Origin of the sequence: Massilia sp. DJPM01, from assembly GCF_030348125.1 — a bacterium.
GTDB classification, from domain to species: Bacteria; Pseudomonadota; Gammaproteobacteria; order Burkholderiales; family Burkholderiaceae_D; genus Telluria_A; species Telluria_A frigida.
The window spans coordinates 1-19,037 of record NZ_JAQOZV010000089.1; the positions used below are offsets into that span (position 1 = coordinate 1).

18 protein-coding genes are annotated in these 19,037 nt (G+C 61.8%); 13 read left to right on the forward strand and 5 right to left on the reverse strand.

Annotated elements, in window-relative coordinates; translation table 11 throughout:
- The first annotated feature begins 81 nt into the window (after positions 1–81).
- From PO883_RS32195 to PO883_RS32225, 7 genes are all read left to right on the forward strand, one after another.
- Positions 82–315: a hypothetical protein gene (locus tag PO883_RS32195; protein ID WP_289313409.1), complete on the forward strand. Its 234-nt coding sequence runs from the start codon at positions 82–84 to the stop codon at positions 313–315.
- 117 nt (positions 316–432) lie between these two features.
- On the forward strand, positions 433–894 hold the full coding sequence (locus PO883_RS32200; RefSeq protein WP_289313410.1) for a cache domain-containing protein: 462 nt from the start codon (positions 433–435) through the stop codon (positions 892–894).
- 288 nt (positions 895–1,182) lie between these two features.
- The gene (locus tag PO883_RS32205) at positions 1,183–3,522 is read left to right on the forward strand and encodes a TonB-dependent siderophore receptor (RefSeq protein ID WP_289313411.1); all 2,340 of its coding nucleotides are present in this window, start codon (positions 1,183–1,185) and stop codon (positions 3,520–3,522) included.
- A gap of 77 nt (positions 3,523–3,599) precedes the next feature.
- Positions 3,600–4,736 (forward strand): alpha-hydroxy acid oxidase, encoded by a 1,137-nt coding sequence (locus PO883_RS32210; protein ID WP_289313412.1) that lies wholly within the window; start codon positions 3,600–3,602, stop codon positions 4,734–4,736.
- On the forward strand, positions 4,730–5,413 hold the full coding sequence (locus PO883_RS32215; RefSeq protein ID WP_289313413.1) for a Fe2+-dependent dioxygenase: 684 nt from the start codon (positions 4,730–4,732) through the stop codon (positions 5,411–5,413). Before PO883_RS32210 ends, PO883_RS32215 begins: the two co-directional genes overlap by 7 nt.
- A 24-nt stretch (positions 5,414–5,437) precedes the next feature.
- Positions 5,438–5,710, forward strand: a complete 273-nt coding sequence (locus PO883_RS32220; RefSeq protein WP_289313414.1) for a PepSY domain-containing protein — start codon at positions 5,438–5,440, stop codon at positions 5,708–5,710.
- Complete coding sequence (locus tag PO883_RS32225) at positions 5,697–6,239, forward strand: cytochrome b/b6 domain-containing protein (RefSeq protein WP_289313415.1); 543 nt, start codon at positions 5,697–5,699, stop codon at positions 6,237–6,239. The genes PO883_RS32220 and PO883_RS32225 overlap by 14 nt, the downstream gene beginning before the upstream one ends.
- Here PO883_RS32225 and PO883_RS32230 read toward each other — a convergent pair.
- Positions 6,236–6,730: a DinB family protein gene (locus tag PO883_RS32230; protein WP_289313416.1), complete on the reverse strand. Its 495-nt coding sequence runs from the start codon at positions 6,728–6,730 to the stop codon at positions 6,236–6,238. The two genes, PO883_RS32225 and PO883_RS32230, sit on opposite strands and share 4 nt — an antisense overlap.
- Positions 6,731–7,040: 310 nt before the next feature.
- On the opposite strand from PO883_RS32230, the gene ectB reads away from it, so the two are divergent.
- The 5 genes from ectB (at position 7,041) to PO883_RS32255 (ending at position 11,268) form a co-directional block, all read left to right on the forward strand.
- Positions 7,041–8,357, forward strand: coding sequence for a diaminobutyrate--2-oxoglutarate transaminase (gene ectB / locus PO883_RS32235; RefSeq protein ID WP_289313417.1), 1,317 nt, complete (start codon positions 7,041–7,043; stop codon positions 8,355–8,357).
- Complete coding sequence (locus PO883_RS32240) at positions 8,354–8,866, forward strand: GNAT family N-acetyltransferase (protein ID WP_289313418.1); 513 nt, start codon at positions 8,354–8,356, stop codon at positions 8,864–8,866. Before ectB ends, PO883_RS32240 begins: the two co-directional genes overlap by 4 nt.
- 5 nt (positions 8,867–8,871) lie before the next feature.
- Positions 8,872–10,215 carry a SidA/IucD/PvdA family monooxygenase gene (locus PO883_RS32245; RefSeq protein WP_289313419.1) on the forward strand — a complete coding sequence of 448 codons (1,344 nt, stop codon included), beginning with the start codon at positions 8,872–8,874 and terminating at the stop codon, positions 10,213–10,215.
- 82 nt (positions 10,216–10,297) lie between these two features.
- A complete protein-coding gene (locus PO883_RS32250) occupies positions 10,298–10,936 on the forward strand; it encodes a LysE family transporter (RefSeq protein ID WP_289313420.1) in 639 nt (212 codons plus the stop codon).
- Positions 10,933–11,268 (forward strand): hypothetical protein, encoded by a 336-nt coding sequence (locus PO883_RS32255; RefSeq protein WP_289313421.1) that lies wholly within the window; start codon positions 10,933–10,935, stop codon positions 11,266–11,268. The genes PO883_RS32250 and PO883_RS32255 overlap by 4 nt, the downstream gene beginning before the upstream one ends.
- Here PO883_RS32255 and PO883_RS32260 read toward each other — a convergent pair.
- Positions 11,229–12,059, reverse strand: coding sequence for an AraC family transcriptional regulator (locus PO883_RS32260; RefSeq protein WP_289313422.1), 831 nt, complete (start codon positions 12,057–12,059; stop codon positions 11,229–11,231). The two genes, PO883_RS32255 and PO883_RS32260, sit on opposite strands and share 40 nt — an antisense overlap.
- A gap of 148 nt (positions 12,060–12,207) precedes the next feature.
- Positions 12,208–13,188 carry a lipin/Ned1/Smp2 family protein gene (locus tag PO883_RS32265; RefSeq protein ID WP_289313423.1) on the reverse strand — a complete coding sequence of 327 codons (981 nt, stop codon included), beginning with the start codon at positions 13,186–13,188 and terminating at the stop codon, positions 12,208–12,210.
- Between the two features lie 395 nt (positions 13,189–13,583).
- Here PO883_RS32265 and PO883_RS32270 point away from each other — a divergent pair, with 395 nt between their 5' ends.
- Positions 13,584–13,961 (forward strand): hypothetical protein, encoded by a 378-nt coding sequence (locus PO883_RS32270; protein WP_289313424.1) that lies wholly within the window; start codon positions 13,584–13,586, stop codon positions 13,959–13,961.
- Between the two features lie 111 nt (positions 13,962–14,072).
- Here the strand turns inward: PO883_RS32270 and PO883_RS32275 are convergent, their stop codons facing one another.
- Positions 14,073–14,822, reverse strand: coding sequence for an HAD family hydrolase (locus PO883_RS32275; protein WP_289313425.1), 750 nt, complete (start codon positions 14,820–14,822; stop codon positions 14,073–14,075).
- Between the two features lie 58 nt (positions 14,823–14,880).
- Positions 14,881–18,930: a beta-ketoacyl synthase N-terminal-like domain-containing protein gene (locus tag PO883_RS32280; RefSeq protein ID WP_373890127.1), complete on the reverse strand. Its 4,050-nt coding sequence runs from the start codon at positions 18,928–18,930 to the stop codon at positions 14,881–14,883.
- Between the last annotated feature and the right edge of the window lie 107 nt (positions 18,931–19,037).

Sequence of the window (19,037 nt, forward strand, 5' to 3'; positions counted from 1 at the left end):
TGAGGACAGCCGCCACGTCGCGGCCTGGAGCGCGCGTTCGCGCCTGGCTACGACGTAGCGTCCGCCTACAGCACGGCCGGCATGATCAGCATGGAACAAGCCGAGTACGACACGGCGCTGGAGTATGTTTCCAAGGCCGCGCACAGCAATCCGCAATACCCGTTTACCTGCTACAAGCGCGCCAACACGCATGACGCGATGGGCAATCGCCAGGCCGCCGCCGTCGCCGGCCTGGAAACCTGCCTGAGCTTTCCCGGCGCCCCGGACTTTCGCGAGCTGGCCACGAAGCGGCTGGCCACCGTCCGTGCGGTGTAGCGGCCTGGCGCGCCGCGCAGGCGAGACAGCCTGTTCCGGTTGACTTTTGCCATTGCCCGGTACACCATCGGCAAGCATGCCAGACGCATAGTCCCCATCACTTCAAGGAGTAAGGTTATGACAATGTTTACCAAGGGCGTCCTTGCCATCGCCGCTACATTGGCGTTCGCAACACATGCCCTGGCGGCCGAACCGGCAACGGCGGAAGAAGCCACGGCGCTGGTGAAACGCGGTGTCGCTTTCGTGAAGGCGAACGGGAAGGACAAGCTGATTGCCGAAGTGGCCAACAGCAAGGGCCAATTCGTGAACGGCGAACTGTACCTGAGCGTCTGGGATGCCAAGGCCACCGTGCTGGCGCACGGCGCCAATCCCAAGATGGTCGGCAAGAACGTCATCGAATTGAAGGATGCGGACGAGAAGTACTTCATGAAGGAAATTGTCGCCAAGGCAGCCGCTCCTGGCAACGGCTGGGTCGACTATAAATGGATCAATCCCGTCACCAAGCAGATACAGGCCAAGTCGGCCTATGTTGAAAAAGTCGACGACATCATTATTTCCGCAGGCTATTACAAGAAATAATAGCAAGGAATAACAGCAAGGCGCACTCCGCCACCCTCCGGCGCATCGTCGATGCGCCCTCCCCGTTGGATCCCCCGATTCCCATGAGCGGCGGCGCGCTGCCGCCCGCGGCGCCATGCCTCCCGCATACCTTGCGCCACAGCAATGTCAATGCCGTGAATGCAAATGAGATTGATTAACGTTTACGCATATGGGAGACGTCGCTATAATCTGCCCCATCTATATGAGGAGTTAATCTTGAAGCAACAACAATCGCAACAGCCAAAGAGTCTTCGTAGCAAGAGCGACATGACGTTCAATACGATGAAGAAAACCAGTATTGCCATGGGCATTTCCAGTGCCTTGTTGATGATGCCGTTCGCCGCCAGCGCCCAGACCACCGCGCCCGCCGCCGCGCCATCGGAAAAGGAGAGCAAAGTCCTGCCCGACGTGATCGTCTACGGCAAGTACCTCGACCCGAATCCGAACGCCGAAGTCGGCGCGCCGTACAAGGCCAAGACCTCGGGCGATGCGCGCCACACCCGTCCGCTGGCTGAAACGCCGCAGACCATCATGGTGATCACCAAGGCCGCGATCGACGATTCCGGCATGACCGAACTGAAACAAATTCTCAGCGCCCAGCCAGGCATCACCCTCGGCACCGGCGAAAACGGCAATGCCTTCGGCGACCGCTACATCATCCGCGGCCAGGAAGCGCGCAGCGACGTGTTCGTCGACGGCTTGCGCGATCCGGGCATGACCACCCGCGAAAGCTTCGCCATCGAACAGCTGGAAATTTCCAAAGGCCCGAATTCGAGCTTCGCCGGCCGCGGCACCGCCGGCGGCGCCGTCAACGCGATCACCAAGCAAGCGACCCTGGACAAGGACTTCCAGCGCGTCACCGTGGGCGTGGGCACCGACAGCCACAAGCGCGTCAGCGCCGATTTCAACAAAGGCTTCGGCGACAACTTCGCCCTGCGCGCCAACGTCCTGTACGGCGACGAAGACGTGCCTGACCGTGCGCCATCGAGCCGCACCCGCAAGGGCGTGGCCGTGTCCGGCCTGCTGGAAGTGAGCAAGGACCTGTCCGTCACGCTCGACTACTACGGCCTGCGCACCGACGACAAGCTGCCCGACCTGGGCCACTTCCTGGTCGGCGCCGTGCCGAATCGCGTGCCGGCCACCAACGTGCCGGTGTACGCCCAGTCGAACGACTTCCTCAGCTCGGACGTCGACACCGTGACCGCGCGCATCAACTGGAAACTCGCCCCCGACCTGAGCCTGACCAGCCTGACCCGTTACGGCCAGTCCGGCAATGCCTATGTCACCACCGGCGCATCGAGCGGCACCCGCTACGTCGGCGACAGCGCCGCCACCCAGAAGTCGTTCGTCAGCGCCGCGCTCGACGGCGGCCACACCGGCTGGCAGGACGTGGATTATTTTGCCCACCAGAGCAATCTGCGCTGGGACAAGCAACTCATGGGCATGAAGCACGAATTCATCTTCGGCGTCGAATACACCGACCACCAGGTCGTGTCGGGCAACTTCGCGGTCGCCAACAGCGGCGCCTTCAATTGCCGCAGCACGGATAAAGTCGGCCCGAACAACGCCCGCTGCTTCAACGACGTCAATGGCGTCGCGGTCGCCGACCTGACCAACTTCGCCGGCCGCAGCAGCCGCCGCAACAGCTGGAACCAGGACTGGCAAGTCAAGTCCTTCTCGCTGACGGCGATGGACACGGTCGACCTGACCGAGCGCCTGACAGCCTTTGCCGGCATCCGCGCCGACCGCTTCGACCTGTCGCTGGTACGCCGCACCCCGGCCACCAACCTGATCACGGGCGACTACAGCTACACCGACACCCTGGTCAACGGCCACGCCGGCGTCAGCTTCAAGGTCATGCCGAAACTGATCGTCTACGGCAGCGCGGCCAGCTCGCAGGACATCAACGGCGGCGAAGCCGATTCGGGCACCAACAGCGGCTACGGCGGCGCGGTGCTGTACCAGAACAAGATTGCCGGCGCCAAGCCGGAAACCTCGATCAACCTGGAACTCGGTACCAAGTGGAACCTGCTGAACGACAAGCTGCTGGCCACCGCCGCCGTGTTCCAGACCAAGAAGAAGGATGTGATGGAAGGTGCGAACTACGACACCGTCGGCACCTTCAACACGGGCAAGAACAAGGTACAAGGCGTGGAATTCGGCCTGACCGGCAACATCACCGACGACTTGTCGGCCCAGATCGGCGCTGCCGTGATGAGCTCGAAAGTCACCGGTTCGTCGGCGCCGGCCGGCATCGGCCGCGAACTGGCCAACTTTGCCAGGAAATCGTTCTCGGCCCAGGCCAAGTACCAGCTGACCGATGCCTTCTCGTTCGGCGCCGTGGCACGTTACGAAAGCGACCGTTGCGGCGGCCAGCCCGACACCGCCGCCGGCTACACCGCCGACAACCGGTGCGCGCAGCCAGTCCCGTCGTTCACCGTGTATGACGCGTTCGCGTCCTACCGCTTCTCGAAGAAGCTGGACCTGCGCCTGAACGTGCTCAACGTCGGCAACAAGGATTACTTCACGGCCGTGTACCGCTCGGGCGCCTTCCTGTACAAGGGTGATGCGCGCGCGGTCCGCCTGGCCCTGAACTACGAACTGTAAGCGCGGGCCGCGTCAAGTCGCTTGACCAGCCAGCAAGTTCGCTACAATGCCGGGTAAGCCCCGGCATTTTTCATTTTATGATGACCACACCTCTCCCTGGCGCCCAGCCGCCTCTTGGCAAGATCCCTGCGGAAATCGGCTGCGCCGCCGATTATGAAACCCTGGCCCAGCGCTTCATGGCGCCGCCCAGCTACGACTATGTGGCCGGCGGCAGCGGCCACGACCTGACGGTGGCCGCCAACCTGGCCGCGTTCGCGCGCTGGGATATCTATCCGCGCCTGCTGCGCGATGTCAGCGCCGGGCATACCCGGGTGACCCTGGCGGGCCAGCAATTCGCCCATCCGGTCTTCCTGGCGCCGGTCGCCTTCCAGAACCTGGCGCACGCCGCCGGCGAGCTGCAGAGCGCGCGCGCGGCGCATGCGGTCGACAGTTGCCTGGTCAGCAGCACGCTCGCGTCGTGCAGCCTGGAAGACGTGGCGCGCGGCGCCGGGCCGCAGCGCTGGTTCCAGCTGTATTTCCAGCTGCGCCGCGAGGACACGCACGACTTGCTGGCGCGCGCCGTCAAGGCCGGCTACAGCGCCATCGTGGTCACGCTCGACGCCCCGATCCAGGTGCCCAGCAAGCGCGCCCTGCGCGCCGGCTTTCGCATGCCGGCCGACTGCGTGGCGGCCAACCTGCGCGGCTACGCCCCGGCCGAAACGGCGCCGGCCGCGCCCCAGCACAGCCGCATCTTCCAGGGCATCATGGGCAGCGCCCCGAGCTGGGACGACCTGCGCTGGCTGCTCGCCCAGACCACCTTGCCGGTGCTGGTCAAGGGCGTGCTGCATCCCGACGACGCCGTGGCCCTGCGCGCCATCGGCGTGGCCGGCGTGGTGGTGTCGAACCACGGCGGGCGCACCCTGGACGGCGCGCCGGCCAGCCTGGACGTGCTGCCGGCCATCCGCGCCGCCACCGGCCCCGGTTTCCCGCTGCTGCTCGACGGCGGCATCCGCTCCGGCACCGATATCTTCAAGGCGCTCGCGCTGGGGGCCGACGCGGTGCTGATCGGGCGCCTGCAAATGTACGCGCTCAGCGTGGCCGGCGCGCTCGGCGTGGCGCACATGGTCAAGCTGCTGCGCGAGGAACTCGAAGTGTGCATGGCGCTGGCCGGCTGCGCCACCGTGGACGAGATCGGCAGCGGTGCCGTGCTGCGGCGGCCGGGCTCGCCATGCTGACCATCCTCGACGCGGTCTTGAGCAAGGATGAAGTGCGGCAATTTCGCGTCTACCTGGACCGGGCCGAGTGGCGCGATGGCGCGGCCACCGCCGGCACCCTGGCGCGCTCGGCCAAGAACAATGCCCAGATCGACGACGGTGCCGACGTGGCCGTCAGCCTGGGCAATCACATCCTGCGCACGCTCGGCAACACGCCGCTGTTCATCGCCGCCGCCCTGCCGCGCAAGATTTATCCGCCAAAATTTAATCGCTACGCTGTCGGCGCAACCTATGGCACGCACGTTGATAGCGCAGTGATGCAGATTCCCAACACCCACCTGAGCCTGCGCAGCGACCTGGCTGCCACCCTGTTCCTGTCCGAGCCGGGCGAGTACGACGGCGGCGAGCTGGAAATCGACACCGAATTCGGCGTGCAGACCGTCAAGCTGGGTGCGGGCGACATGGTGCTGTATCCGGCCTCGAGCCTGCACCGGGTCACGCCGGTCACGCGCGGCGCGCGGGTCGCCTCGTTTTTTTGGATCGAAAGCCTGGTCGGCGACGACGCCGAGCGCACCTTGCTGTTCGACCTGGACCAGACCATCCAGAACCTGACGCCAGGCCTGGCGGCGGACGACCGCAACCTGCTCAAGCTGACCGGGATTTACCATAACCTGCTGCGCCGCTGGGCAGCGACCTGATTTTCATATTGATAAGGAAATACAATGACCTCGACCATCGCCAAACTGGCCCCGCTCGTCCTCGCCTTCGCCGTCAACGGTGCCTGGGCCCATGGCGACGTGAAATGCACCACGCGTCCGAAAGCGGAATGGAAGCCGCACACCGAACTGCACGAAAAACTGACCAAGGAAGGCTGGGTGGTGCGCCGCATGGAAGCGACCGCAAGCTGCTACGAAGTATATGCCAAGGACCCGCAGGGCAAGCGCATCGAAGCGTTCTTCGATCCGGTGACCTTCGCGCGCGTTGAAGAGAAATAAGCTGAAAGTCTGGGATGCGCCGGTGCGCCTGCTGCACTGGTCGCTGGTGGCGAGCATCGTTGCGGCATGGTGGAGCAGCGACCGGAGCGGCGCCGCGCACGAGTACATCGGCTATGCGGCCGCGGCGATCGCGCTGGCGCGCCTGCTGTGGGGCTTTGCGGGCAACCGCTACGCGCGCTTCGCGCAGTTCGTGCGCGCGCCGGCGCCCACCGTGCGCTACCTGAAGGCGGTGGCCCGGGGCCGCGCCGCGCGCCATATCGGCCACAATCCGCTGGGCGGCTGGATGGTCGTGGCACTGCTGGCCAGCATCACCCTGCTGGCCATAAGTGGATGGGCACTGGGCACTGACTTGCTGTGGGGCTATGCCTGGCCGGTGCGGGTGCACCTGGCGCTCGCCTGGCTGCTGGCCGCGCTGGTGGCCCTGCATGTAAGCGGCGTGCTGCTGACCAGCTGGCAGCACCGCGAAAACCTGGTCGGCGCGATGATCACCGGGAACAAAAAACCGCCGGCCGAGGGCGACCTCGACTAATCCGCGCGCGAGGCCATTTGTCCCAGCAGCCAATGCAGCCCGGCCAGATGTTGTTGATCGTGACTGCACAGGTAATGCACCAGGCCCTTGACCGTCACCGGGCCGTAACCCTCGAATACGCCACGCCGCTGCCACTGGCTGCCGTTCAGCCCGGCGATGGTCCGCAGCGTGCGCTCCCTGGCCTCGCGCAACGCGTCAAAGACCTGTTCCACCGATGCGTCGGGATAGCCGCGCTCGCGCGCCACGCGCTCGCTATCGATCGATAGCAGCAGCGGATTGTCTTCCTCCAGCAGGCGCCGCAGGCGCAGCTGATAGCCATCGATTTCGATGTCGCGCACATGGCAGATCTGTTCGATCGCCGTGAACCTCTCGCTCGGTATCCCTTCCCAGGATAGCGGCACCCAGGCGGCATCCGCGCTGGGGATGGCCGCGTACAGCGCTGCCAGTTCGGACGGAAACCTGCGCAAGGCGAAGAAAACGCATTCATCCAAGATAGAACTCCTTTTAGATAGCGGCGCCGCGCGCGCCCGGCCGCAAGCGTTGCGGCCCGGTAAACATACCACTTTACCGGCCGCGTCTGCATTTATTCATGCGCGCATGGCGCCCGATTGACATCGCAAGGCGCACCATTTTTTATATATGGCTATTCACTAGCATTATATAAACTCGATATACAAGATAAATCCCATAAAAATACATGCCATCTGCATGACAATCGGGAAAAGAGCAATTTCATTCTATAAACGGCGCATTGGATTTCATATTATCTCCGCACCCCAACAACCGGATGGTCGTATTCCAATGCCAAACAATCTCCTGTCAATCAATAACGCGTTTACCACCTTCGAAGTGCATGAATCGAAGGTCCGTTCATACTGCCGCGACTTTCCCGTAAAAATCCGCCATGCCAAGGGATCGAAGATCCACAGTGTCGACCAGCAGGTGTATGTGGACTTTTTCGCCGGCGCCGGCGCGCTCAATTACGGCCATAACTGCGAGCCGCTCAAGGAAAAACTCAAGGCCTACCTCGACAACGACGGCATCACCCACAGCCTGGACTTTTATACGGAAGCCAAGGAAGACTTCATCCAGACCTTCCAGGAACAGATCCTGCACCGGCGCGGGATGAAATACAAAGTCCAGTTCACCGGCCCGACCGGGACCAATGCGGTCGAGGCGGCCTTGAAACTGGCGCGCAAGGTCACCAAACGCAGCAACGTCATCGCGTTTTCCAATGCCTTCCACGGCATGAGCCTGGGCTCGCTCGCCGCGACCACCAATCCAAAAAAACGCCAGGGCGCCGGCGTGGCGCTCGGCGGCGTGACGTTCATGCCGTACGAAGGCTATCTGGGCGACCAGGTCGATTCGATCGACCTGATCGCGCGCATGCTGCAGTCCGGCAGCGGCGTCGAAGCGCCTGCCGCCTTCCTGATTGAAACCATCCAGGGCGAAGGCGGCCTGCGCTGCGTCAGCGCCGGCTGGCTGCAACGCTTGCAAACCCTGGCGCGCGAGCATGGCGCCTTGCTGATCATCGACGATATCCAGTCCGGCTGCGGCCGTAGCGGCCGCTTTTTCAGTTTCGAGGGGATGGGCGTGACGCCCGATATCGTGTGCCTGTCGAAATCGCTGAGCGGTTACGGCTTGCCGTTCTCGATGAACCTGATCAACCCCGACCACGACCAGTGGGAGCCGGGCGAACACAATGGCACTTTCCGCGGCAACAACCTGGCCTTCGTGACGGCCAAGGCAGCCATCGATACTTTCTGGAGCGGGCCCGCCTTCGAGCGCGAGCTGCAGCAAAAGATCGTGTATCTGCACGGCCGGCTCAAAGCGCTTGCCGCACGCAGCAGCACCTATATTCCCGAGACCCGCTTCCTCGGCCGCGGCTTCATGTGCGGCATCGACGTGGGCAGCGGCGAGGTGGCCTCGGCCATTTCGCAGGCGGCCTTCCGCGCCGGGCTGATCGTCGAAACCTGCGGCGTCCATGGCCAGGTGGTCAAACTGCTGCCGGCCCTGACGATCGACTATGACGTGCTGGCGCAAGGGCTCGATATCCTGGCGGGGGCGTTCGAGCAAGTGATCGGCATTGCCCGCTACGCCGAGGAGAAAGCGGCATGACGGCCCAGGCCGAGGCGGTGATCCGCTATGCGACGCTGGACGACATGGAGGAAGTTGCCGCCCTGTTCGATTCCTACCGCCAGTTCTACAACGAAGAGCCGAACTATGTGGGCTCCCTGCACTTCCTGCGCGAACGGGTATTCCTGGGCGAATCCCAGGTCATCGTTGCCGTGGTCGGGGATGAAATCGCCGGTTTTACCCAGCTGTTCCCCAGCTTCTCCAGCGTGACCATGCAGCGCCTGTGGATCCTCAACGACCTGTATGTGAAACAGGCTTTCCGCAGCCTGGGGATCGGCGAGAGCCTGCTCCAGGGTGCGGCCAATTTCGCCCATGAGGCGGGCGCCAAGCAACTGTTCATCGAAGGCGCGGTCGATAACCTGCGCGCCTGCGCCCTGTATGAACGCTTCGGCTTCATCCGCAATCGCGGCTATTACTACTATCACTATCCCCTGCATGCGGCGGCCACCACCCCGGATGAGCAGATTAACGTCGTACCCACCGTAAAGTAGAAACCATGGCATCGCATATTTATAATCTGTTGGGAATTGGTTTTGGACCGTCGAACCTGGCGCTGGCCATTTGCCTCGAAGAAGAAGCATCGCTGGCCAATGTCCGTTTTATCGAAGCCCAGGAAAGCGCCGTATGGCAAAAGGACATGCTGCTGCTCGGATCGGATATCCAGAATAACCCGATCCGCGACCTGGTGACCTTGCGCAATCCGAAAAGCCACTACACCTTCATTAATTATTTAAAAGAAAACGAGCGCCTGCTTGAATATCTGAACCTGGGATTGGAATATCCCCTGCGCAAGGAATTCGCCAATTATATCGAATGGGTATCGGCCAGTTTCGCCGCCATCGTTCAATATAATACCCGGGTCCAGTCGATGAGCATGACCAAGATCAATGGCGAGCAGGTATGGGAAGTGATCTGCCACGGCGGCGAGCGCCTGCTGGCGCGCTCGGTGATTGTCGGCACCGGCAGGGCATCGAACATTCCGGACGTGTTGGCGCCGCTGCAAGGCAAGCGGGTATTCCACCTGACCAAATACCTCAGCCACGTTGCCGCACTGCCAGCCAGCTGCGACAAGATCGGCGTGCTGGGAGCCAGCCAAAGCGCGGTGGAATTGCTGCTCGATTTGATGGACCGCTTTCCGGACAAGCAAATCTATTCGCTGCAGCGCGGTTTCGGCTTTCGCCTGAAGGACACCAGTCCGTTCAGCGACCGCGTCTACTTCCCGGAATTTATCGATTACTTTTATGGCCTCAAGCCGGCGGCCAAGACCCATCTGAGCAACCAGCTGCGCGGCACCAACTATTCATCGGCCGATGGCGACGTGATTCACCAGCTGTACGTCCGCATTTACGAAGAAAAGCTGCACGGCAAAAACCGCTTCCATCTGCTGACCAACCAGGCGATCGACAGCGCCACCGGCCTGGACGACGGCGCCGTGGACATCGCGCTGCGCGAGGTCAATACCGGGGAAACATCGTCGGTGCAACTCGATGCGCTGGTGCTGGCAACGGGCTTCCTCGATTTTTCGGCGGCGCCGCGCGGCGAACCGTATCCGCGCATCCTCAACACCGTTGCCGATCAGCTGCCGCTGGACGATAACGGGGTGGTCGCCGTCGAACGGGACTACAGCGTGCGCCTGAAAAACCCGGCCGCCCCGCGCCTGTACCTCAACGGCCTGTGCGAGTCGTCGCACGGACTGGGCGATGCGGGCTCATTCAGCCTGGTGTCGCTGCGCGCCAAGGTCATCGCCGACAGCCTGCTGGTGCCGGGACCAAGGCGCGCCGCCGCGCCGGCGCAACCGGCCGCTGCGCAGGTCGAACTGCTGGCCGCCGTCGAGGCGTAATCGGGAACACGGTTCCTGCAATGTGGTTTATATGGGCGCGCGTGCAATCCCTGCGCGCGGCCCATCGAATGGGAGACGAAACGTGTTTTCACCCGCACTTGTGTACATCATGGCCGTGATCAGTCCCGGCCCCAATTTCATCCTGGTGAGCCGCTTCGCCGCGTCCAACTCGATTTCCGCCGGCATCGGCGCGTCGCTGGGCATCTGGTGCGTCGGCCTGATTTTTTCGACTTCCTCGATACTCGGACTGGCGCTGCTGTTGAACCAGTTCCCGGCCTTGAACAAGATCGCCGGCATCCTGGGCGCGCTGTACCTGCTGTATATCGCTTATCTGCTTATCAAAAGCGCCTTGCAGAGCAGGAAGCGGCAACGCGACAGCGCCGCTGCGGCACCGGTGGACGGGACTCCGGCCGCCGCTGCGTCGCACAGCTTCTTCAAGAGCTTCAAGATGGGCTTCATCACCAATATCACGAACATGAAAACGATCGCATTCATGATCAGTATTTTTTCATCGTTCCTGGCGCATTCCTCGACGACGATGGACAAGGTCACCATCATCGCCATCTGCAGCTCGTTCGAAATCCTGTGGTATTCGTTTGTCGCCTTTGTGTTCGGCCAGGACGCGATTCGCCGCATTTACCTGAAATTCAATAGCTCCATCGACCTGTTCCTTGGACTTGCCCTGATCATTTTTGCAGCCAGTAATATCATTTCCCTATGAAGCCTTCCACCCCCGACCTCCCCGCGCCGCCCCTGGTGTATGTCATCGACGAGCGCATGGTGATCCTGGCCGACTACGCCGGCGCGATTCCGCAAGGCGGCAGCGGCCTGGTATTCTGGAACGCGGGCAAGCCCTACCTCGCGTATTTGAATCCATCGACGGCGCCGGCCACGCCGCAGCGCGCCACCACGCGCGCCGACAACGCCATCCTGGAGCGGGCCCGCAAGATGTTCCTGGCGCCCGCGCGGCGCGCAGGACCGCAAAGGCGCCCGCAGGCGCATGCCGACCAGTCTTATCGCTTGCCCTTGTACGCCCCGGGCGTCACCCCGTAACAGGCTTTCAGCCAGCGGGTCAGATGGCTTTGATCGGCAAATCCGGTCATCAGTGCGATCGACGAGGGGCTGCCGCCCTTGCGCAACAAGGTCTTGGCCATCGAGGTGCGGCGCGCCTGGACGAAGGCGATCGGGGTCACCCCGGTCATCTTGCGGAAGCGCCGGATGAAATGAAACCGGCTCAGGTTCGCGATATCGGCCAGCTCTTCGACCCGCAGCGTATTGCCGATATTGGCGTCGATATAGTCGATGATGCGCGACATGCCCGGCAAGCCATGCATCAGGTCGGGCGCATGGTCTTGAAAACCGCGCCCGTAACGGGCCGCGATATCGAAAATCAGGGCTTCCATGATGCTGTCGTAGGCCAGCGGTTCGGTTGCCATGGCCAGGGTGTCGAGCGCCAGCTTGAGACGCTGGCCGAGCACGGGATCGCTGACCACCGGGTCCGGAAAATAGATGGTGCAACCGACGATCTGTTTCATGGCCTCGGTGGCCACGAAAATATTCCGGTAGATGACACCGCTGCGCTCAGCCGCCTCGCCGGTATGCACCTGGTCGGGATTGATGAAGACCAGGTCGGTGCTGGTCGCATAGCGCTCCGCGCCGCGCCAGTGAAACCGCTCCACGCCCCGTTCGACGACGCCGATCACATAGCCGTCATGCACATGCGGGGAAAACACCTTGCGCACGATCTGCGCCCGAAACAGCTCCACATCATCGCGATGTTGAGCGGAATGGAATTCAACCACTTCTCCAAATTCGCTGAAGATCTCTTGATCGCGTACCAGCATGACACTTTGCTCCAGACTCTGCATCCATCGCCGGCGCGATCGCGGGCATGCCGCGGCGCCGGCGCATTAAATAACAATTCTATGTTAAGGCTGCAAGATTAATAACATGGCAATTAGAGGCGCGCCTCCAAAAAGCCAGGCGAGACCGTTAGCGGCGGCAGCTCGCCACCGGTGTCGGCGTCACCACGAACGCATAGTGCGAGCCATACTCGCCATGGATCGGCTGGGTGCCCGATTTACCCGCGTCCGGCCCGATGATGTAGGTATTCGCTTTCGCAATTCCGCCGTCGGCATAGGCCCCGATATCGGTGCTGGCATTGCCGTAGGCGCGCACGATGTTCAGGCCGACCACATCGCGCAAATGGCGCACGTAATCGGTTTTGAATTTCTGGGTATCCGGCGGAATCGGACCGCCGCCGTAAGGATTGGAATGGTAGTGCCAGCGGCCGACCTTCTGGATATCGAGCCACTCCAGGCCATCCTTGGTGACCCAGTACGGCCGCGCGGTCAGGAAGATCACCTGGTATCCCTTCTCGCGATAAGCGTTGACCACTTGCGGCGCGTAGTAATACGGCGTGGCGGTCTTGACGCCGACATAATCGGCATAGGCTTCGAAGTCATTGATGGTCAAGGTGCCGTCGATGTCGAACACCACCGCGTCGCGCCCCGGATCGACCACGCTCAGGTAACCGGTGGTGGAACTCAGATCGCCTTCCACGACGAAGCGCACGACATAATCGCCGACCGGGCGCACGCCCAGCGGCACGTTGACCTTGCCATCGCTGTCGGTCACGAAATTGCCGACGTACTGCCATTGCGACATGCCGGTCCCGTACAGATACGCGTGCACACGCTCGCCTTCCAGGTCCTTGTGCAGCAGCGCGTCGTAGTCGAACTTGCCCGTGATGGTCGCTGACGAACCTGCCTTGACGATGGTGTCATGCGCCATATGCCAGGGCTTGTACAAGCCCGCCAGGATCGTATTGCCGAATTTGGAAAATGTCTTTTTCGCGGGTCCGGAGAATGCCGGCGGATTGGCCGCGGTGGTGTAGTCGGGACAGGCGGCAACGGCAGGCAAGGTGGCACAAGCACAGGCAATCGCAACACAGCGCGCAAGGGGTTTCAACATACAGGTCTCCTATGAATGATGGGAATAATCGACGGACGTCGACACACATTTTTAGATTGTGAACTGTCAACATTACGCTGCTATGGCGATTTATAAAATGACATTGACGCCATTTCCCCTGGCTTATTCAAAAAACAACTCCGAGTGTTGTATTGGATGTACAGGCGCGCCAGGGGGGTGTGCGCCGTCAGGCCAGCGCTTGAGCGGACACAAGCGCTGGCGCGCGGCCGGCTTGTAATCTGGCTGGACAGGCACCGGTGCGCAGGCCACCTGCCCCGCACGTGCAAGCCCTGACACCTCCCTGCCCCGCAAACCCGTTCCGTCTTGCCGCAACGGCGCGGCCGTGGCAAGGATTCCGCCTGTCGCTTGCGGCGCAACCCACCAAGGTGAACATCATGGCTATCAGAAAAGATCTCGACGGTCTGCGGATGCAGCTGCCCGGCGCACCGGCAATCTACCTCATCGACCAGGGCATGAAGCGGCATATTCCCGATCCCACCACGTACAACAACCTGTTCCGCGACTGGAAAGGCGTCGTGCAAGACCCGCATCTGAACAATATCGATACGGGAACGCCGCTCAGCCACGGCGCCGTGCTGGCGCAGGCGCAGGGCGATGCGGCGGTGTACCTGATCGACAATGGCGTCAAGCGCCACGTCGCATCGCCGGCCACGATGGAGCGCTATTATTTTGACTGGAACAAAATCCAGCACGTGGCGCCGATCCTGATCCGCTCGATCCAGAACGGCCCCACGATTGTCTGGCCGGAGTAAAGGCACGCTGGCCGACCGGACGTGCGTACGTCCGGCCCGCTGCCGGCGCCCAACTATTGCCTGCCGGGGCCATCAATGCGAACCAGGTCGATGCCAGTTTTTCATGATGCGTCACATCTCGTGCAGCTCCTGGTCTTGCCTTTGGCTTGCCCAGACATCACCGCGAGTTGCGTCGCGGTCGAGCGCCAGCAACATCGCCAGGTCGATCTCGGCCACCGACTCAACCAGATACTTGACGCCTGTTTCCTGCATATCATGCTTTTGCCAGCTCCATGCGCTGGTCGACGGCACCCCGATGAACGGGACGCCGAGGGTCCGGGCTCGTTCAGCGACAAAATTGACATCATCGATGAACAATGCCTGGCGCGGCTCGACATGGTAGATATCTTCAATGATTTCACGTATGCCGGGCCGAAAATCGTTAGTGCAGACGTAAGGGTCGAAGCGGTCGGCAAAAGCGCCCAGCGATTCACGCATATACGCCTCGGGCAGGCCGCCATAACAGACCAATCTCACATCAAGCGACGCCAATAGATCGAGAAATGCGGGCACTTCCGGCTTCATGCCGAACGGATGGTTTTTCATGTACTCGGCGCGATAACGAAAGTAGCCGTCGAGGCTTTCCTGCTCGCTTTTGGCGCTTTCTTCCGCACTCATGCTGGCCTTGACCAGATCGCGCATGTACGTGACCACCTCCGCGCGCGGGCGCGAAAACGTATTGCGTTCAATGTCGCGCGTGTACGCTATTTTGTAGTAATCGGTACACAATTCATACATGATCGGACTAAACGTATCGACCAGCAGCGGTCCATCCAGATCGACTGCAATCAGCTTGATTGTTTTCAATTTTCCTTCTTTCATGCCGTCCCTTTCATTCCTTCCTTGATGTTGCGTCAATTTCCCGTTATTCCAGCAGGCACTACACCAGGCCCGCCCGCTGTCCCCACTCTTCATGCAAGGCCGCGCTCAAGGACATGGCATTGGTGGAGAAACGCCCTGCTTCCCGCCCCTCCACCATGAAAATCCCCTCGATCTGCAGCAAGGTGGCACTGCCGATTTCCAGTTTTTCATACAGGCTAAGCTCCAGATAAACTGCTTCGTCCCAAAACAAAGGCCGCTCCATCTGCAATTTCAAGGTTTTCAGCAAGTCAACGCTGTGCATCGTTTCCGGCAACGTCGCCGCATCGCTTGCATGCTCCGCCTCCGGATAATGGGCAGAAAACATCCGCAAGGATTGCCGTGCCGCTTCCGCCAGCACCACGATATCGATCATTTGTTGCGGAAAGTCCGTGAAGAAGCTGGCGCCGGTTTGCGGCAACAGATAGCAGCCCGGCTTTTCCACCGTTCCAAGCGCTTCGCTGAGCAGCACGTTGGCGCCGTCAAGCTTGTTCAGTACTGTCTGGCTTGCCGGGCGCACGCCGGGCGGCAGTTTGCTCCCGCCGGAAGGATGCGGCGTCATGCCATGCACGGCAAAATGCGCGCGTACCATCAGGCGTCCTTCCTGGCTGACGCTGGCGTCGTAAAATCCAGGGCTCGCCGCCGCCGTCACATGCACGATCGCATCAGGCTCTTTGCTGCAGACCTCCAGGAAATTGAGTTCGATCGTAGAGACGAACAGGACGGTATCTGCGTGCAGGTGGTAGCGATGGGCATGTGCTGCCTTGACTGCCTCGCTCATCGCCGCTCCAAGGTGCATCCCGGATACATGATCGAGCGGATGATCGAAAAAGAAGGGATGCGTTTCGTCGACCACCACCCTGGCGCTGAGGCTGACCGGGTCGCTTGCCTCTATCCGCAATTCATCACACAACTGATTCTGCGGATTGTTTTTCGCAGGACGCAGCGTGAGCTCCGTGCCGTGCCGTGCTGGCGGCGTAAAGGCATATAGCATCGCTGTCGCAACTGGCGTCATGGATGCGCCGTGCGCCTGCTCGATATGACTCACCATGTCGCCGACGGTCGTGCAGCGCAACAAAACGTCGCCATCCTTCTTGCGATCCAGCTGCGGGAAGTCGCGGATCAACGTTGCGATCAATTGCAGCAGAAATACCGAATCGAGTCCCAGCTCATGCCATTGCATGTCCCGTTTCAATGCGTTCGCATCGAGCCCGGACAGCGCGGCGACGCGCGTGGCCACCTGTTCAAAGACAGCCTCGCCGACTGGCGCAACGACACCTGGAACGACTGGTGTGGCCGGTGCGGCGGATGCGGCTGGCGCCACAACTGGCTGCGCAAGCGTATCGACCCAATGCCGTTCCTTCGCAAACGGATAGGTCGGCAGACTCAGCCGCTGCGGCTTGACCGCACCGTACAAGCGTTCCCAGCTTACATTCAAGCCCTTGCTCCAGATCTCCAATACGCGTCCGTAGCGGCCTTTGGCCAGCCAGGCATCCAGCAATGCCGATGTATCTTCGTCCGCCGACAAGACCGATACCGCCTCCTTGTTGCGCTTGACCTGCCCCCGTACGCCACTGCCAAGGGCGCCGTCGGCAACGAAACCGCGCAGCTTGTCGACCAGCTCCGCCAGCGACGATACCGCCCAGCCCAGCCGCTCTTCCATCGCATCCCGGCCAAGCTGCAAGGTATACGCCAGCGCCGTCAGATCGGTCTGCTCATGCTGCTGCAGATAGGCCAGCAGATTGGCCGCCGTCTCGCGCAGGCGATCCTCATTGCGGGCCGACAGCACGATCAGCGACGGCCCCTGCACGACTGCCGGCACCATTGCCGCCGCCGCCACATATTCCTCCAGCACCACGTGGGCATTGACGCCGCCAAAGCCGAACGAACTGACCCCTGCGCGCAGCGGCAATGCTCGCCCCTGCGCATCGGTTTGTGCCTGCCATGGCCCCGTCTCCTGGACCACATAGAACGGACTGTCGGAGAGATCGAAGTAAGGATTGAGCGGCGTGCTGTGCAAACTCTTGACCAGCGTCTTGTGCTTCATCTGCAGCAGCACCTTGATCACGCCGGCCACACCGGCCGCCAGTTCCAGATGGCCGATGTTGCTCTTGACAGAACCCAGCCCGCAATACGCTGCCCCGGCATGGGGATGCAGATCGCCGAAACCATGCTTCAGGCCGGTGATTTCGACCGGATCGCCCAGCTTGGTGCCGGTGCCATGCGCCTCGATGTAGCTGATGGTGCGCGGATCGATCCCGGCCCGTGTGTAGGCATCCTTGAGCAGCTCGGCCTGCGCCAGCGGATTGGGCGCGGTCAGGGAACTGGCACGGCCGCCATGGTTCTCGGCGCCGCCACGGATCAGGCCATAGATATGGTCGCCATCCCGCTCGGCGTCGCTCAAGCGTTTCAGCACCAGCATGCCGACACCTTCGCCCCGTACATAGCCGTTGGCGTGCTGCGAGAACGTCTTGCAGCGGCCATCCTGGCTCAGCATCCCGGCCTTGTTGAAACTGATATGCGCATCCGGCGTGACGATCGTGTTGACGCCGCCCACAATCGCCATTTCGCAACTACCGTCGCGCAGCACCGCCACGCCGCGGTTGACTGCCACCAGCGAGCTGGAACAGGCGGTTTCGATCGGTTCGCTCGGGCCATGCAGGTTGAGGAAATAGCTCATCCGGTTGGGACCGATCGACGATACCAGCGCGGTCGAGGTATATGCTTCCTGTGCTTGCGGAGATTGTGCCAGCAGGCTGCCATAACCGCTCGAACAAGTGCCGACGAACAAGGCAGTGCGGCTGCCGGACAATCCTTGCGCTGCATAGCCGGCATCTTCCAGCGCCTTCCAGACATAGGTCATCAGCAAACGCTGCTGCGGATCCATGACTTGCGCCTCGCGCGGCGTAATGCCAAAGAATTGCGGATCGAACTGATCGACGCCGTCGATGAAACCGCCCCATTTGACGTTGCTCTTGTTCGCTTCCTGATCCGGATCGCCGAACATCGCTTGCCAGTCCCAGCGGTTGGCAGGAATTTCGCTGATGCAGTCGCGCCCTTCCACCAGGTTGGTCCAGAAGGCATCCAGATCGTCTGCCATCGGCATGCAGCCGCTGATGCCGACGATGGCGATCGCTTCCGGCACAGCGGCCGTCACAGCGGACGTGACAGCGGACGCTGGGCCAAAACGGCTGCGGCGGGTCACTGGCGCCTGAAGCGCAGTCTCCGTAACGGCTATCTGCGGCTGCGGCATGGCCACCGCCGCACTGGCCGGTGAACCAAAGCGGCGCGCAAACAGCGCCTGATGCGCCTCGACCAGGTAGGTGGCCAGGCTGGACACGGTCCCATGCTCGAAAAACAGCGTCGGCATCAGTTCCAGCCCGTATTCCTGGTTGAGCTTGTTAGCCAGTTCGGTCAGTGAAATCGAATCGAAACCATATTCGCTGAGTTCGCTGTCGAGGTCGATATCTTCAGGCTTGACCTTGATCAAGCTCGATACCAGCTGCAGCAAGGCGGCTTGCACCTGGTCCTGCAATGCGCCGGTTTGCGGAGCTGTTTGCGGAGCTGTTTGCGGCACTTCCGATGGATTGATTTTTCGCTCAGCAACAACTGTCTTGACGCCGTCGCCGATCTTGCGCGAAGAGAAGCCGGTCAAGCGCACGCAGACACGACCAGTCTCGTCACAGAGCGTGATGTCGAGCTTTTGCAGCGCGAGCTTTTGCAGCGCGCTGTCGGCGCCGGTATCGGTGGCCGGCACGATCAGCGCCCACATCTCGGCGCCGCATGGCGCCAGCACGTCAACCCGATCGAGTGCAAACGGCAGCATCGGTGTCACCTCGGCCAGCATGCCCTGGCTATCCAGCAGCAAGCCCAGGCTCGCCTGGATCGCCGAATCGAGCAAGCCAGGATGAAGAACGAACTGGGTGCCGCATGACGGCAACGACAGCCGCGCCAGCACTTCCGCATCCCCCGCATGCAGCGCCGCAATCGCCCGGTGAGCCGGACCGTAGCTGATGCCCATCTGCTCAAAGACCTCGTAACATTGGCCGGCGCTAAATTGACCACGCTGCATCCGGCCGCGCAAGGCCGCCAGATCCAGGACCGCCGGCGCTGGTGGCGCCGCAGTCAATTGGGCAAAGCCCTGACAGTGGATGCTGTCTTTCTCGCTGGCCGACGTGT

Excerpts from the sequence above, each read along its gene's own strand:
- PO883_RS32195 (WP_289313409.1), top strand. The coding sequence starts at position 82 with ATGATCAGCATGGAACAAGCCGAGTACGACACGGCGCTGGAGTATGTT.
- PO883_RS32200 (WP_289313410.1), top strand. The coding sequence starts at position 433 with ATGACAATGTTTACCAAGGGCGTCCTTGCCATCGCCGCTACATTGGCG.
- PO883_RS32205 (WP_289313411.1), top strand. The coding sequence starts at position 1,183 with ATGACGTTCAATACGATGAAGAAAACCAGTATTGCCATGGGCATTTCC.
- PO883_RS32210 (WP_289313412.1), top strand. The coding sequence starts at position 3,600 with ATGATGACCACACCTCTCCCTGGCGCCCAGCCGCCTCTTGGCAAGATC.
- PO883_RS32215 (WP_289313413.1), top strand. The coding sequence starts at position 4,730 with ATGCTGACCATCCTCGACGCGGTCTTGAGCAAGGATGAAGTGCGGCAA.
- PO883_RS32220 (WP_289313414.1), top strand. The coding sequence starts at position 5,438 with ATGACCTCGACCATCGCCAAACTGGCCCCGCTCGTCCTCGCCTTCGCC.
- ectB (WP_289313417.1), top strand. The coding sequence starts at position 7,041 with ATGCCAAACAATCTCCTGTCAATCAATAACGCGTTTACCACCTTCGAA.
- PO883_RS32240 (WP_289313418.1), top strand. The coding sequence starts at position 8,354 with ATGACGGCCCAGGCCGAGGCGGTGATCCGCTATGCGACGCTGGACGAC.
- PO883_RS32245 (WP_289313419.1), top strand. The coding sequence starts at position 8,872 with ATGGCATCGCATATTTATAATCTGTTGGGAATTGGTTTTGGACCGTCG.
- PO883_RS32255 (WP_289313421.1), top strand. The coding sequence starts at position 10,933 with ATGAAGCCTTCCACCCCCGACCTCCCCGCGCCGCCCCTGGTGTATGTC.
- PO883_RS32260 (WP_289313422.1), bottom strand. The coding sequence starts at position 12,059 with ATGCTGGTACGCGATCAAGAGATCTTCAGCGAATTTGGAGAAGTGGTT.
- PO883_RS32265 (WP_289313423.1), bottom strand. The coding sequence starts at position 13,188 with ATGTTGAAACCCCTTGCGCGCTGTGTTGCGATTGCCTGTGCTTGTGCC.
- PO883_RS32270 (WP_289313424.1), top strand. The coding sequence starts at position 13,584 with ATGGCTATCAGAAAAGATCTCGACGGTCTGCGGATGCAGCTGCCCGGC.
- PO883_RS32275 (WP_289313425.1), bottom strand. The coding sequence starts at position 14,822 with ATGAAAGAAGGAAAATTGAAAACAATCAAGCTGATTGCAGTCGATCTG.
- PO883_RS32280 (WP_373890127.1), bottom strand. The coding sequence starts at position 18,930 with ATGCAGCGTGGTCAATTTAGCGCCGGCCAATGTTACGAGGTCTTTGAG.